The sequence below is a fragment of the Streptomyces sp. NPDC020917 genome (genome assembly GCF_044333795.1).
Classification (GTDB): Bacteria; Actinomycetota; Actinomycetes; order Streptomycetales; family Streptomycetaceae; genus Actinacidiphila.
Genome location: NZ_JBIRRR010000014.1, coordinates 194,148 through 208,051, shown reverse-complemented (window position 1 = coordinate 208,051; position 13,904 = coordinate 194,148). Strand labels below are relative to the sequence as shown.

Genomic DNA, 13,904 nt, shown 5'->3' with positions numbered 1-13,904 from the left:
CCGTGGACCGGGCGCCGGGTGGTCCGGTCGTCAGATGTTCTGGGCCAGCCGCTCCAGCAGGGGTGCGGCGGCGGCGAGTCGCTCCAGTTCCGCGGGGGTGAACGTGCCACCGGTCAGGGCCCGGGTGATGAGTTCGGTGCGGGCGTTGCGCTTGTCCTTCAGCGCCTGCCGGCCGGCGCCGGTCACGCTCAGCACCCCGCGCCTGCCGTCATCCGGGTCCGGGCGGCGTTCGACCAGACCGCGGGCCCGCAGCGCGGCGAGCGTCGCTCCCATCGCCTGGGCGGTGATCTGGACCTCGCGGGCCAGCGCCGAGGACGTGGTGGGGCCCGAGCGGTCCAGGTGGGACAGGGCGGTCCGCTCGGGCATCGAGAGCCCGCCCTCGACGGGCACTTGGCGCACCCGTCGCACCAGCACGCTCAGGCTCGCCAGCAGGGCCGCGGCGACCGCGTCGGGGTCCACGTCGTCGTCCTTCATGTACTAAGGCTACTTTATCAATCAGCCTTAGTACATCCGAGGGCGCGAGAGGGAGGGCCCTGCGGGTCAAGGGACGGGACGGCCCGGCTGCTCCAGGGCCGGCACTGCCCTGGGGCCTGCGGCTGGTCCCCCTGGGCCCGGATCCGCCAACGCCCCAAGTTTCGGCTGCCGTTCACCGGCCGTCTCCTCACGCGGCGGCGTGCGGATGGTGTGATCCGGAGCGATCTCCACGGCTTGGGGATGCGTCAGCACGAAGGAGAACACCCATGTTCGACCGTTCCAGCCGCCCGGCGGGCCTGGCCCGGCGCGGCGTCCTCGGGGCCGCCGCCTCGTTCGCGATCGTCGCCTGCACGGTGTGCGCGACCGGCGGCCCGGCGCAGGCCGCCTCGGCGGGCAGGGCCCCGCTGGTCCCGGGCAACCTGCTGGTGAGCCGGGTCCACTACACCGGGACCGCCTCCCTGATCACCCCCGGTACCACCGTGCTGCCGACCGGTGCCGTCGCCGTCGCGGACGGCTCGTTCGCGCACGTGTGGGACAACGTCTCGGTCGACGAGAACTTCGGCGTCACCGCGCCGATCCACCTCGACCAGATCACCCCGTCGGGCAAGGTCGTCGGCTCCGTCACGGCGCCGGTCGGCAATCCGGACGCCGCGAGCCGCGGGCACGACCAGCTGGTGGGCAGCTTCTCCTCGAAGTCGGAACTGGCGCTCAACCTCTCGACCGGCGGCAACGCGGTCACGTTCATGGGCTACGTCGCCCCGCCGAACACCCTCGACGCGTCCAACAGCAACACCCCGGGCGTGTTCGACCCGACCAACCCCGACGCCCAGTCGGTGTACCGGGCCGTCGGCGAGCTCGACACCAACGGGAAGTTCTCCGTCACCGAGACCAACGCCTACAGCGGCGACAACGGCCGCGCGGCGGTCCTCGACGACTCCACCGGCCGGTACTACACGGCCGGGAACTCCAACAACGGCGACGGCACGTCGGTGCCGGGCACGATCTACGGCACGGGCGCGCAGCTGGTCACCCCGGCGGGCAGGCCCGAGCAGGCGCAGGACCCCGGACAGCCCACCCCGGTCGGCGGGTTCAGCGTGACCCAGCTGCCCGGGATCACCAAGGCGGACAAGCTCGGCAAAGACACCAACTTCGCCGGCGTCACCCTCCACGACGGCGTGCTCTACTACACCAAGGGATCCGGCAGCAACGGCGTCGACACCGTCTACTTCGTCGACACCACCGGCACCGCCTGCCCGAACGGCGTCGGCACCCCCGCGCCCGGCGCGCCGCTGCCGACCGAGGCCGACACCTACGACGCCGCGACCGGTCAGCCGGCCGACAACATGTGCATCCTGTCCGGGTTCCCGACCGCGCCGGCCAAGTCCGTCAAGACCCCGGACACCGGTGCCCCGTCCAACGCCGCCAGCTTCGGCGCGATCTGGTTCGCGGACCCGACGACGATGTACGTCGGCGACGCGGGCAACGGCGACGACACCTACGCCGGCGGCACCTTCACCGCCGCCGCGGCCCAGAACCTCGCCGGCATCCAGAAGTGGTCGCTAGTCAACGGCACCTGGACCTACGACTACACCCTCAACACCGGTCTCGGGCTGGGCGTGCCCTACACCGTCCCCGGCCTGCCCGCCGGCACCAACCCGGTCACCGGCAGGCCCTGGACCCCGGCCGTCGACGGCATCCGCAACTTCACCGGCAGGGTCAACGCCGACGGCTCGGTGAGCCTGTACGGCGTGACCACCTCGGTCGGCGGCGTGTCCGACTACGGGGCCGACCCGAACAAGCTGGTCACCGTCACCGACGACCTCGCGGCCACGAGACGGCCCGCGGGCGCGACGTTCACGACCCTGGAGACGGCGTCCGCGGGCGACGGTCTGCGCGGCGTGTCCGCGACGCCGGGCACGACCCGCTGACGCACGGCACCACCGGCCGGCGGGCGCGAGGGCGCGTCTCCCCCGCGCCCGCCGGCCCTTCCGCCGAGCGCGCCCGGGCCGTCCTGCCGTTCCGCCCCGCCGTGGCCGCGTAGGGTCCAGGCATGGACAGCACGGACCCGACACCCCGCGTCCTGGTGATCGGCCTCGATCCGCACCGGGTGCCCGGCCCTTGGGACCCCGCGCCGGTGGCCGAGGCGATCGCGGTGGGGATCGCCCGGTTCGCCGAACACGGCGTCGGTGTCGAGACCTGCCTGTTCGGGCTCGACGGCAGCGACGACGTGCTCGCGGTCGTCGGCGCCGCCCTGGCCGCCCGGCCCTGGGAGTGCGTGGTCGTCGGCGGCGCCGTGCGCCGCTCGTCCGGCGAGCAGCTCGACCTGTTCGAGCAGGTGCTCAACCTGATCCGGCGCCTTGCCCCCGGCGCGGCGATCGCCTTCAACCACACCCCGGCGGAGACCTTCGAGGCGGCGGCCCGCTGGATCGACGTCCCCGCGGGGCCGGCCGGCGCCGGTCGGGACGCCTCCCCTTGAGCCTTTTTCCAGGGCGGGTTGGGCGGCGGCCAGCGTCCGGTCCTGGTCGGTGCCGGAGACGCGCACCGCGGTGGCGTGCGGATCGTCGCGGATGATCTCCGGTTCGCGGCGGACGACGGCCGGGGCGAACTCCGGGCGTGACACGTAGCCGTGGCCGAAGTCGATTCCCGCGTCGCAGTCGATCCTCGAAGGCACGCCATGGCTGTCGGTCTGAAGGGACGGACGCCGGCACTGTCAATCCGGACTGACACTCTCGGCGTGAGGGATGGCGGCTTCCTGCGGTACCGTCCGCGGCCATGACGATCGTTTCGCCCGAGGCGCTGCGGGCCGAGTTGCGGAGCCTGGCGGAGCCCGGGATCCGGGCACAGCACCTGCGGGTGCTCAGCCCCACGGACGACGAACTGCTGGGTGTCCGCGTGCCGTTGTTGCGCGGGCTGGCCCGGGCGTACCGCGATCTGGGGACCGGCGCTGTGGACGCCCTGCTGCGCAGCAGCGTCCACGAGGAGCGGTTCGCCGGGCTCCTCGTCCTGGCCGAGCAGGTGCGGACGGCACGTGGCGCGGACCGCAGGGCGCTCGTCGACTTCTATCTGGCGCGTACCGGCTGCGTGGACAACTGGGACCTGGTGGACGGCTCCGCGCACGTCGTCCTCGGGCCGTGGCTGGTGGACGGCCCTCCCGACGGTCCTCAGGTGCTGGACCGACTGGCCGCGTCCTCGCGGCTGTGGGACCGCAGGATCGCGGTGATCGCCACGCTGGCGCTGATCCGCGAGGGATGCTTCGAGCCCACGTTCCACCTCGCGCTGACGCTGCGCCAGGATCGGGAACCGCTGATCCACAAGGCGCTCGGCTGGATGCTGCGCGAGATCGGCCGCCGGGACGAGCCGCTCGTGGTCGCCTTCCTCGACCGCCATCTCGCCGGGTTGCCGCGCGTCACCGTGCGGCATGCCGCGGAGCGGCTCTCACCGGCCGCGCGGGCGCGGTTCGTCAGGTCGTCGCGGTGAGGCCGGGCCGGGACTCCCCCTCCCACGGCGGCCGCGGCGTCGTGTCGTCGACGGCCGTCATGGGCGCGCCGAAACGCGCCAGCAGGTGCCAGACCTTCTTGAGTGCCTGGGGGTCGTGGCGGCTGGTGCGGGCGGCGTCGCCGACGATGCGCGGATCGAGGACGCCGTCGACGGCGAGGCGCGCGCCCAGGTCGACGAACTCCCGGCCGCGGTAAGCGGGGTGGCGGCGGAGTTCGTCGACGGTGAGCCGAAAGCCGGGGTGGAACTCGACGGGGCAGCCCAGCCGCAGGGCGGCCGCCTCGACGGCCGTGCCCCGGTAGCAGGGGTCCAGGACGAGCGCCTCCGCGTGGCGGTCCGGGCGCACCGGCCCGTGGACCTGCGCCTCGACGTAGTCGTCGAGGGCGTCCTGGCGGTCGGCGAGGGCCAGTTCGATGAGCGCCATGCGGGCCGCGACGCCGAAGTGCACGGGCTCCAGGAAGCTGTCGGGATAACAGAAGGTGGTCCGCGGCAGCGTCCCGGCGGCCAGCCGGAAGTGGGCGGACCCGAACCGCGGCGCCCCGCCGACCGGCTTGCGGCGGAAGTTCAACGCCCCGTAGACGGGCCGCTCGTGGGCCGGCGCGTCGTCGTACGCGCGGTGGAAGATCCGGCTCTCCCACCGCCACCGGTCACCGCCGGGATGCGCGGTCAGCCCGCCGTTGCTAGTCCCGGTGACGAACTGCGAGCGGTAGACGCCGTCCTCGGCCATCGCGTCCAGGATCGGCGTGCCGTGCAGCAGGCGGTCCGGATGGAAGTTGAGGGTCACCCGCAGCGCGGGGTCCATCGCGGGACCGGACGCCAGGTCCGCGACATGGCCCAGAGCCCGTTCCTGAGGTGTCCGGGGGTCCGCGGAGGTCATCCGCCCAGTGTTCCAGGCGCGCTGACCGCCCCGGGGGCGGCGGTCACTCCGGAAGCGGTGGCAGCGGGAGGTTCCGCGGCGCGACCGGGGTCGCCACGACGATGGACGTGGTGGTCTGCCCGTACAGCAGCAGGTCGTCGAGGACGCTCTCCAGTTGCGCCACGGTGGGGGCGTGCACCCGGGCCAGCAGGCAGTCCTCGCCGGTGATGCGGTGGCACTCGCTGATCTGCGGGTGGCTCGCGGCGACCGCGGTGAGCCTGGGGAGCTGTCCGGGCCCGGGCCTGATGCGCACGAAGGCGGAGACGGGCAGGCCCAGCGCGGCGGGCTCGACGACGATGCGGAACCCGGAGATGACGCCGGCCTCCTGCAGCCGGCGGATCCGCTCGGTGACCGCGGGCGCCGACATCCCGACGCGGCGGGCGAGCGCGGACATGGACAGCCGCGGGTCGTCGGCGAGTTCGGCGAGCAGCCGCAGGTTCACCGCGTCGAGATCCGGGTGCGGATCGGGAGAGCTGTAAGTATGCGGGCCTTCGTGGTTCTGTTTTCCAGGCAATTGGCACCTCGGACCTTCAGAGTACACTTCACGGCTGCGCGGCGTCCTGGGACTCTAGACGCAGGCCGGAGCCGGAGGCAACGGCCGGGCAGGACGTCGCGAGGAACGGAGCCGGAGTGGAGTACGTGCGGGTCGGTGGAAGCGGTCTGGTGGTCTCCCGGCTGGCGCTGGGCATGATGGGCTTCGGCGACCGGTCGCGGCGGGCCTGGCACCTGGACGCCGGGCAGGCGGAGCCGCTGGTGCGCGCGGCGGCCGAGGCCGGGGTGACCCTGTTCGACACCGCCGACATGTACGACGGCGGGGCGAGCGAGGAGGTCACCGGCAAGCTGCTCGCCTCGGTCTTCGGCAGCCGGGACGCCTACGTGCTGGCGACGAAGGTGTACTACCCGACGAGTGACGCCCCGACCGGGCGCGGCCTGTCCCGCAAGCACGTCCTGGCCGCGGTGGACGCCTCCCTGCGCCGGCTCGGCACCGACCACATCGACCTGTACCAGATCCACCGCTGGGACCCGGACACCCCGATCGCCGAGACGATGGGCGTCCTCCACGACGTGGTGCGGGCCGGGAAGGTCCGCTACCTGGGCGCGTCGAGCATGTACGCCTGGCAGTTCGCCCAGGCCCAGTTCACCGCGCGCGCGGCCGGCTGGACGGAGTTCGTGTCCATGCAGAACCTGTACAACCTCGCGTACCGCGAGGAGGAGCGCGAGATGATCCCGCTGTGCCGGGACCTGGGCGTCGGCGTCCTGCCGTACAGCCCGCTGGCACGCGGGCTGCTGGCCGGGACCAGGTCCCCCACCGGGGAGCGCGCCACACCGCGCGGCGGGAACGACCCGCTGGCCGATCGGCACTACGGCGCCGGGGACTTCGCCGTCGTCGACGCGCTGGCCGAGGTCGCGGCGGCGCGGGAGGTGCCGCCGGCGCAGGTCGCCCTGGCCTGGCTGGCCGGGCGCCCGGGGGTGGTCGCCCCGATCGTCGGCGTGACCCGCCCGCACCATCTGCGGGACGCGGTCGCCGCGCTGGACCTGGTGCTCGACGAGGACGAGGTGCGCGCCCTGGAGGCGCCCTACCGCCCGCACCGGGTGCTGGGGCTGGAGTAGCGGCGTGCCCGGTACGCCGTCGCTGCCGGGCGTCCGCCGTCTCCGGCACCCCGTCGAGGCGGCGCCCGCCTGGGTGTTCGTCGTCTCCAGCGCCGTGTTCCACTACCTCGGACCGTCCTTCGCGGTGCTGCTCTTCGCGCGGGTCGGGGTCCTCGGGGTCGCCTGGCTGCGCATCGCCGGGGCGGCCGCGTTCTTCCTGGCTGTCCGGCGGCCGCTGCGGGTGCTGCGGGACGCGCCACCGGCCCGGCGGCGGCTGCTGGTGTCCCTGGGCGTCCTGCTGGCCGCGATGAACGCGATGTTCTACCTCGCCGTGGACCGGCTGCCGCTGTCCACGGTGGGCGCGGTGGAGTTCCTCGGCGTGATCGCCGTGGCGCTGGCGGGCACCAGGAGCCGCCGGAACCTGGTCGCGCTCGCCTGCGCGGTCGCGGGTGTCGCCGTGCTCGCCGACGTCCGCCTGGCCGGCGAACCCGCCGGGTTCGCCTTCGCGTTCGCCAACTGCGCCGGATTCGTGCTCTACATCGTGCTCGGCCACAGGATCGCGTCGACCGACCCGCGGGACGAGCAGCCGGTGCGGGGGGACGCGCCGGGTGCGGAGCCGCCGGGCAGGGAGGCGCCGGGTGCGCAGCCGGGCGGCGGCGGGCCGGCAGTCGAGGGGCCGCCCGGTGCCGGGCGCGGGGGGGCCCGTGCCGTCGACCAGCTCGGCGCCTGCATGGTGGTGGCCGCGCTGGCCGCGACCCCGTTCGGCGCCGTGCAGGGGGCCACCGCGTTCGCCCATCCGCTGTGGCTGCTGTGGGGCCTCGGGGTGGCGCTGTGTTCCTCCGTGATCCCTTACGTGAGCGACCAGTTGGCGATGGCCCGGCTGCCCCGGGCGACGTTCGCGTTCCTGCTGGCGCTGCTGCCGGCGTCGGCCACCGTCATCGGGCTGCTGGTGCTGCGCCAGGTGCCGACGTGGCGCGACGTCGTGGGCGTCGCCGCGGTGGTCGCCGGCGTCGCGCTGCACCGCGAGGCCCCGGCGGCGCCCGGGGAGGGGCGTGCGGGAGCCCCCTCGGCCGGCCGGCGGGCGGGCCGGGGGCACGGGCGCGGGGCTGGTCAGCCCGGGGCCCCCGCGAAGTAGCCGACGGCGGCGGCCGCGAGCACCAGGAAGGTCGCGGGGAAGGCGATGTTGTGCAGCACCCTCGACCGGACGTGGGCGAGGACGGCGAGCACGAAGAACACCAGCAGCCCGACCGCCGCCGCGAGCCCCAGGGCCGGCCGGTGGAAGAGGCCCAGCAGCAGCCCGGCCACGCCGGAGCCTTCGATCACCGCGAGGTAGGGGATCCACCTGCGGTCCACGCCGACCTCGGCGGAGTTCTGCACGACGAACTGCGCTCCGCACACCTTGGCGCCCACCTCGAACGTGTTGGCCGCGACGCAGGCGACGGTCGCGACGAGCAGGACGGTCTCCACGGCCGCGCTCACCGGGAGCATCCCCCTCGTACGGCCGCCGCGGCGATGCCCGGCAGCGGGCTGCGCGCCGTGCCTTGTGGGCGGGTCTGTAGGCTCATGGGTGTCTCCTCGACTTGCGTTCGCATCAGGGATGGGTCCGGCTCGCCCTTCCTGACGCCGAGCACGTACGAAAGGTGACCTCGCTCGTGGAAGCAGTCGAAGCCTTCGAGTCCGCACGCCCCCGGTTGATGTCGCTGGCCTTCCGCATCGTCGGATCGCACCACGACGCCGAGGACGCCGTGCAGACCGCATGGGCCCGCACCCAGGCGGCCGGGACGGCGCAGGTGGAGAACCCGGACGCCTGGTTCGCCACCGTCACGGCCCGCGCCTGCCTGGACATCCTCCGCGGCCGCCGGCGGCGCGCCGAGCTCCCGCTGCTGGCCGACGACGTCCCCAGCGGGCGGATGAGCGCCGACGAGGCCTTCCTGCGGCGCGAGGACCTGTCCCGGGCCCTCCTCGTGCTGCTGGCCGAGCTGTCGCCCCGGCAGCGCGTCGCCTATGTCCTGCACGACCTGTTCGCCGTGCCGTTCGACGAGATCGCCACCGTGCTGGACACCAGCACCCCCTCGGCGAAGAAGCTCGCGAGCCGCGCCCGGATCCGGCTCCACGAGGCGGGGGTCGCCGCCGAGGCCGACGCGGAGGCCGGCTCCGACGCGGCGGTGACGAGCGGAAACGGACCGGCGCCGGCCGGGGGCGTGGACCGCGCCGAGCACCTGAGGATCGTCGACGCGTTCCTGGCCGCCGCCCGCGGCGGGGACATCGCGCGGCTGGTCCGGCTGATGGCCCCCGACGCGGTCCGCACCGCCGACGCCGGCCTGCTCCCGCCTGGAGTGCCCGCGACCGTCCACGGTGCCACCGAGGTCGCCGAGGAGACCAGGGCCTTCATCGACCGGATCGCCGTCGCCGCCCCGATGCTGGTCGAGGGCCGCCCGGCCGCGGTCGTCGCGCCCGGCGGCCATCCCTGGGGGATCGTCCGCTTCCGCATCGAGGCCGGGCTCGTCACCGGCATCGACATCAGCCCCTACGCACCGGCCGGGGCGCGCTGAGCGGACCGCCCCCGGACGGGCCGGTGGTCAGCGCGCTGCGCGCCGCAGCTTGCGGGCCCGGGAGGCGGCCTGCTTGACCTCGCGTGACCCGGTCTTCTCGGCGGTGGCCAGGTGCCGGTCGGCCTGGGCGGGGTCCACGAGGCAGGTGCCGAGGTGGAGATGGGCCAGGGCGGAGACCGCCGGGTCGGCGGACGTGGTGCCTGCGGTGAGCAGCTCGACCACGCCGTCGGTCCGGTCCTCCTCCAGGCGGCCGACCGCCAGTTCGAGCGCGGCCTTGGGCGCGTAGCCGGGATGGCCCGTGGCGTGGACGCGTTCCAGGAGGTCGCGTGACTCCTCGGCGGCCTCGGGGTCGCCGGCTTCCCTGAGCAGCCCGGCGAGGTTGAACGCCGCGTGCAGCGCGACGCCGGGGCGCGGGCTTCTCATGGCGGCGCGGTACCGGCCGATCGCGGCGTCGGGCCGACCGCTGCGGTCGAGTATCAGGGCGAGTTCGAGCTGGGCGTGTGCGGTGACCGCCGGGTCTCCGCAGGTGGTGGCGGCGGCGAACTCCTGCGCCGCCGCCTCGTCGTCGCCGAAGCCCACGCGCAGGAAGCCGAGGTGGATCGCGGCGAGGCCCGAGGTGGCGCCGGTGCGGAGCATCATCGCCAGCTGGTAGTTGGCGTCGGCGTCCGCCCACTTGCGGCGGGCGTGCATCGCCATGCCGCGGATGAGAAGGACCTCGGCGGCGATGTCCGGGTCCGAGGACTCGCCCACGCTGTTGACGGTCTTGAGCGCGTCCTTCGGCTTCTTCCGTGCGAGCTGCACCAGGGCGGTGACGAGGACGCCCGCCGTGCGCTGCTTCGTGCTGTCGGAGCTGGTGGCGCGCGCCGCCAGGGTGGCGGCGTGCTGTTCCGCGTCGGCGTCGAGGAAGGCGCGCGCGAGGTCGAGGATGCCCGCGAAGTCGAGTCCGCCGAGGCTCCCGTCGTCGGGCAGCTCGGCCGGACCGGGCAGCCGCTGCGGCCCCGGCAGATCGGCTCCCTCACCCTGTGCACCGCTCACCACGCCACCCCTCCGCGTCTCCGCCGGCGCCCGGGCCCCCTCGCAGCCGGAGGTGTGGCCCGTCAAGTCGGCTGGTACGTCCGCCTGTTGTGTGGCCAACTGTGCCACACGGAGTGGCCGGGCGAAGCTCTCGGTAGCCGGCCGGACGCCCACAGGCCAAAACGAGGAGTACTCCCCGCTTCGTGCTACCGTCGCGCCTGACGACCGAACGGGGACTGGTCCCCACTTCTGCCCGGGAGCCGCTGATGAGCACCCAGCACGCCACCGTCCGACTCGCCGACCTCACCGGCGACTTCACCGCCGACCCCTACTCCGCGTTCGCCGCCCTGCGCGCCCGCGGTCCGGTCCACCACGTGCGGTTCCCCACCGGGGACGAGTCGTGGCTGGTGGTCGGGCACGAGGAGGTGCGCGCCGCGTTCGCGGACCCCCGGCTGCGCAACGACGTGCGGCACTCCGCCGACTTCGAGGACGACGGGCTGTACGCCGTCGGCCGCAACATGCTCCAGGTCGATCCGCCCGACCACACCCGCCTGCGGACGCTGGTGGCCCGCGAGTTCACCGCCCGGCGCGTCCAGGCGCTGCGGCCGCGCGTGCAGGAGGCGGCCGGTGCGCTGCTGGACGCCGTGGCCGCCGGCGGCCGTGCCGACCTCGTGGCCGCCTACGCCTACCCGCTGCCGCTCACCATCATCTGCGAGCTGCTCGGCGTGCCGGACCTGGACCGGGCCGCCTTCCGGGCGTGGTCCACGCAGGTCGTCGCCCTGGACGACGCGGAGCAGTCCACCCGCGCCATGCAGGAGATGGCCGGGTACCTCGCGGGGCTGGCGGAGGCCAAGCGGCGGCTGCGGGACGCGGCGGAGAGCGACCTGCTGCACGCCCTGGTCCGCACCCACGACGGGGACGGCGCCGACCGGCTCACCCCTGAGGAACTGCTCGGCATGGCCTTTTTGTTGCTCGTCGCGGGGCACGAGACCACGGTCAACCTCATCGCCAACGCGGTTCACCTGCTGCTCGGTCATCCCGCGCAACTCGCCGCTCTGCGCGCGGAACCCGAGTTGCTGGCGGGCGCCGTGGAGGAGACGCTCCGCTTCGAGTCGCCCGTGCCGGCGGGCACGTACCGCTACGCCGCGGAGCCGATCACCCTCGGCGGCGCAGCGATACCGGCGGGCGCGCGCGTCGTGCTCTCCATCGCCGCCGCGAACCGCGACCCCGCGCGCTTCCCCGCCCCCGAACGGTTCGACATCCGCCGCGACCCGGCCACGACCCGCGCCCACCTCGCCTTTGGGCACGGCCTGCACCACTGCCTGGGTGCCCCGCTGGCCCGCCTGGAGGCGACCGTGGCCCTGCGGATCCTGCTGGACCGCTGTCCGGGCCTGGCCTTCGACGGTGACGGCGCACCGCAGTGGCGCACCAGCCTCATGCGGGGTCTGCGGGAGCTGCCGGTGCGCTGGTAGACGATCACCGCTGCCGCTCGGCGGTAGCATCCGTACCGGGGAGTGCTCTCCGGTACGGGGGCGGACCGAAGAAGGAGGAGACGCGATGGGCGGCGACGCGCCGACCGGGCGCCGTGACGCGCTGCGCAACCGGACGCTGCTGGCACGGACCGCCCGCGAGGTCTTCGCCGAACAGGGCCTGGACGCCCCGCTCGACGTCATCGCCCGGCGCGCGGGCGTGGGCAACGCGACCCTCTACCGCCACTTCCCGACCCGGGCGGCGCTCGTGGACGAGGTCTTCCGGGACGCCCTCACCGGGACCATGGCCGCGGGCGCGCGGGCGCGCACCGCCGAGGACGCGTGGACAGCGCTGACGCAGTACCTCCACGCGGTGTTCGCCACCCTTGCCGCGGACCGCGGCACCAACGACCTGATGACCACGAGCCTGGAGGGCGTGACCTCGCTGGAGGCCGTCCACGCCCACAACCGCGCCACGATCGCGGACCTGCTCCGCCGCGGCCAGGCGCAGGGCACGGTCCGCCCGGACGTCACCACCGAGGACGTCCTGCTCGCCCTCGCGGCGCTGGGCAGGGTGGTGCCCGCGCTCACCACCGTCGCCCCGGACGCGTGGACCCGCCCGCTGGCCCTGCTCCTCGACGGGTTCCGCGCCGGCCCCGCCGCACCGGCCCTCCCCGCCCCGCCCCTGACCACCCCCCAGCTCGCCGACGTCCTGCTCGAACTCGGCCCCCGCGGGCGGCGTTGAAGGTGGCCGTGGGCGGATCCCCCTCCCCCCACGGCCACTTCACGAAGGCTGCTCGCGTCCGCCGCCTCCACTCAGGTCAACGGCGGTCCGGCGTCAGCCCGTTGCCTTCGCCTCCTCGTACACGCCGTCCACCGTGCGGGGCACGCCCAGCGGGTTGCCGTCGCGCAGCTCGGCGGGCAGCAGCTCGCGGGGGGTGTTCTGGTAGCAGACGGGGCGCAGCCAGCGTTCGATCGCGGTGGTGCCCACCGACGTCGAGGTGCTCGTGGAGGCCGGGTAGGGGCCGCCGTGGTGCATGGCCGGGGCGACGGTGACGCCGGTGGGCCAGCCGTCGACGACGACGCGTCCGGCCAGTTCGGTCAGCCGGGCCACCAGGGCGGCGGCCGCCTCGCCCCGCTCGTCGGCCGCGAGGTGCACCGTCGCGGTGAGGTTGCCCTCCAACGTGCCGAGCACGGCGCCCAGTTCGGCCTCGGACGAGTAGCGGACCAGCACGGTCACCGGCCCGAAGCACTCGTCGAGCAGGCCGCGGTGCAGCTCGCCGGCGGCCAGCGCGGCGGCGGGGACGGAGAGCACGCCCGGGCGCACCGACAGCGGCGCGCCGGCGGTGTCCGCCTCGCCCGCGGCCAGGAGTTCCTCGACGCCGGGCAGCGCCGCGCGTTCGCGGGCACCGGCCAGGAACGCCTCGCGCATGCGCGGGTCGAGCAGCGGGCCGGACGGCACCTGGGCCGCGACGGCCGCCTGCGCGACGGCGTCGCCGTCCTCGCCGGCCGGCAGCAGGACGAGGCCCGGCTTGACGCAGAACTGCCCGAGCCCCTGGGTGTAGGAGGCGGCCAGCCCCGCGCCGATCTCCGCGGCCCGGGTGGCGGCGGCGCGCGCGGTGACCACGACGGGGTTCAGGCTGCCGAGTTCGCCGTGGAACGGGATCGGCCGGGGACGGGCGGAGGCGATGTCGAACAGCGCCCGGCCGCCGCGCACCGAGCCGGTGAAGCCGACGGCCGCGGTGAGCGGGTGGCGCACGAGCGCGGGACCCGCGTCGAAGCCGTGCACGACGGCCAGCACGTCCTCGGGCAGCCCCACTTCGGCGGCCGCCGCGCGCAGGGACCGCGCGCACAGGACGCTGGTCTGCGGGTGGTCGGGGTGCGCCTTGACGACGACGGGGCAGCCGGCGGCCAGCGCGCTGGCGGTGTCGCCGCCGGGAACGCTGAAGGCCAGCGGGAAGTTGCTCGCGGCGAAGACCGCGACCACGCCCAGCGGCACCTTGACCCGGCGCAGGTCCGGGCGCGGCGCGGGCTGCGCCGCGGGGTCCGCGTGGTCGATGATCGCGTCCAGGTAGCCGCCGACCTCGACGACGTCGGCGAAGGCCCGCAACTGGTAGCAGGAGCGGGCGAGTTCGCCGGTGATCCGGACCCGGCCCAGCGCCGTCTCGGCGTCGGCGGCCGCGATGATCTCCTCGCCGTCCTTCTCCAGGAACGCCGCCGCGGTCCGCAGCAGTTCGGCCCGCTTTCGGCGGTCGCCGAGGGCCGCGCGGGTGGCGAAGGCGGCCCGTACGGCGGTGTCGACGTCCGCCGCCGTGGCCTCCACCGCGACCTGTCCTCGGGACTCCCCCGTGCGCGGGTCGATGCTCAGCACTTCGGTCACCGTGTCACTCACCG

14 protein-coding genes are annotated in these 13,904 nt (G+C 74.7%); 8 read left to right on the top strand and 6 right to left on the bottom strand.

The window, feature by feature from the left end; all coding sequences use genetic code 11:
- Nucleotides 1-30 precede the first annotated feature (30 nt).
- A complete protein-coding gene (locus tag ACH4TG_RS27205; protein ID WP_398245166.1) occupies nucleotides 31-474 on the bottom strand; it encodes a MarR family winged helix-turn-helix transcriptional regulator in 444 nt (147 codons plus the stop codon).
- Between the two features lie 266 nt (nucleotides 475-740).
- Here ACH4TG_RS27205 and ACH4TG_RS27200 point away from each other — a divergent pair, with 266 nt between their 5' ends.
- From ACH4TG_RS27200 to ACH4TG_RS27190, 3 genes are all read left to right on the top strand, one after another.
- On the top strand, nucleotides 741-2,402 hold the full coding sequence (locus ACH4TG_RS27200) for a hypothetical protein (RefSeq protein ID WP_398245165.1): 1,662 nt from the start codon (nucleotides 741-743) through the stop codon (nucleotides 2,400-2,402).
- A 122-nt stretch (nucleotides 2,403-2,524) separates the two neighbouring features.
- Entirely contained in the window at nucleotides 2,525-2,950 is a 426-nt protein-coding gene (locus ACH4TG_RS27195; RefSeq protein WP_398245164.1) for a hypothetical protein, read from the top strand.
- Between the two features lie 296 nt (nucleotides 2,951-3,246).
- Nucleotides 3,247-3,951 carry a DNA alkylation repair protein gene (locus tag ACH4TG_RS27190; RefSeq protein WP_398245163.1) on the top strand — a complete coding sequence of 235 codons (705 nt, stop codon included), beginning with the start codon at nucleotides 3,247-3,249 and terminating at the stop codon, nucleotides 3,949-3,951.
- On the opposite strand, the gene ACH4TG_RS27185 is transcribed toward ACH4TG_RS27190, so the two are convergent.
- On the bottom strand, nucleotides 3,935-4,846 hold the full coding sequence (locus ACH4TG_RS27185) for a DUF3626 domain-containing protein (RefSeq protein WP_398245162.1): 912 nt from the start codon (nucleotides 4,844-4,846) through the stop codon (nucleotides 3,935-3,937). The two genes, ACH4TG_RS27190 and ACH4TG_RS27185, sit on opposite strands and share 17 nt — an antisense overlap.
- 43 nt (nucleotides 4,847-4,889) lie before the next feature.
- Nucleotides 4,890-5,399 (bottom strand): Lrp/AsnC family transcriptional regulator, encoded by a 510-nt coding sequence (locus ACH4TG_RS27180; RefSeq protein ID WP_398245161.1) that lies wholly within the window; start codon nucleotides 5,397-5,399, stop codon nucleotides 4,890-4,892.
- Between the two features lie 116 nt (nucleotides 5,400-5,515).
- Between ACH4TG_RS27180 and ACH4TG_RS27175 the strand changes: the two genes are divergently transcribed.
- Complete coding sequence (locus ACH4TG_RS27175; RefSeq protein ID WP_398245160.1) at nucleotides 5,516-6,496, top strand: aldo/keto reductase; 981 nt, start codon at nucleotides 5,516-5,518, stop codon at nucleotides 6,494-6,496.
- A gap of 4 nt (nucleotides 6,497-6,500) precedes the next feature.
- Nucleotides 6,501-7,610 (top strand): EamA family transporter, encoded by a 1,110-nt coding sequence (locus tag ACH4TG_RS27170; protein ID WP_398245159.1) that lies wholly within the window; start codon nucleotides 6,501-6,503, stop codon nucleotides 7,608-7,610.
- Here ACH4TG_RS27170 and ACH4TG_RS27165 read toward each other — a convergent pair.
- Nucleotides 7,586-7,954 carry a DoxX family protein gene (locus ACH4TG_RS27165; protein ID WP_398245158.1) on the bottom strand — a complete coding sequence of 123 codons (369 nt, stop codon included), beginning with the start codon at nucleotides 7,952-7,954 and terminating at the stop codon, nucleotides 7,586-7,588. The genes ACH4TG_RS27170 and ACH4TG_RS27165 overlap by 25 nt on opposite strands.
- Before the next feature lie 173 nt (nucleotides 7,955-8,127).
- Between ACH4TG_RS27165 and ACH4TG_RS27160 the strand changes: the two genes are divergently transcribed.
- Nucleotides 8,128-9,027 carry a sigma-70 family RNA polymerase sigma factor gene (locus ACH4TG_RS27160; protein WP_398245157.1) on the top strand — a complete coding sequence of 300 codons (900 nt, stop codon included), beginning with the start codon at nucleotides 8,128-8,130 and terminating at the stop codon, nucleotides 9,025-9,027.
- 27 nt (nucleotides 9,028-9,054) lie between these two features.
- Here ACH4TG_RS27160 and ACH4TG_RS27155 read toward each other — a convergent pair whose 3' ends face one another.
- Entirely contained in the window at nucleotides 9,055-10,062 is a 1,008-nt protein-coding gene (locus ACH4TG_RS27155; RefSeq protein ID WP_398245156.1) for a hypothetical protein, read from the bottom strand.
- 245 nt (nucleotides 10,063-10,307) lie between these two features.
- On the opposite strand from ACH4TG_RS27155, the gene ACH4TG_RS27150 reads away from it, so the two are divergent.
- Entirely contained in the window at nucleotides 10,308-11,513 is a 1,206-nt protein-coding gene (locus ACH4TG_RS27150) for a cytochrome P450 (protein WP_398245155.1), read from the top strand.
- Between the two features lie 85 nt (nucleotides 11,514-11,598).
- The gene (locus tag ACH4TG_RS27145; protein ID WP_398245154.1) at nucleotides 11,599-12,255 is read left to right on the top strand and encodes a TetR/AcrR family transcriptional regulator; all 657 of its coding nucleotides are present in this window, start codon (nucleotides 11,599-11,601) and stop codon (nucleotides 12,253-12,255) included.
- Between the two features lie 93 nt (nucleotides 12,256-12,348).
- Here ACH4TG_RS27145 and ACH4TG_RS27140 read toward each other — a convergent pair whose 3' ends face one another.
- The gene (locus tag ACH4TG_RS27140; protein ID WP_398245153.1) at nucleotides 12,349-13,902 is read right to left on the bottom strand and encodes an aldehyde dehydrogenase (NADP(+)); all 1,554 of its coding nucleotides are present in this window, start codon (nucleotides 13,900-13,902) and stop codon (nucleotides 12,349-12,351) included.
- Nucleotides 13,903-13,904: the final 2 nt, after the last annotated feature.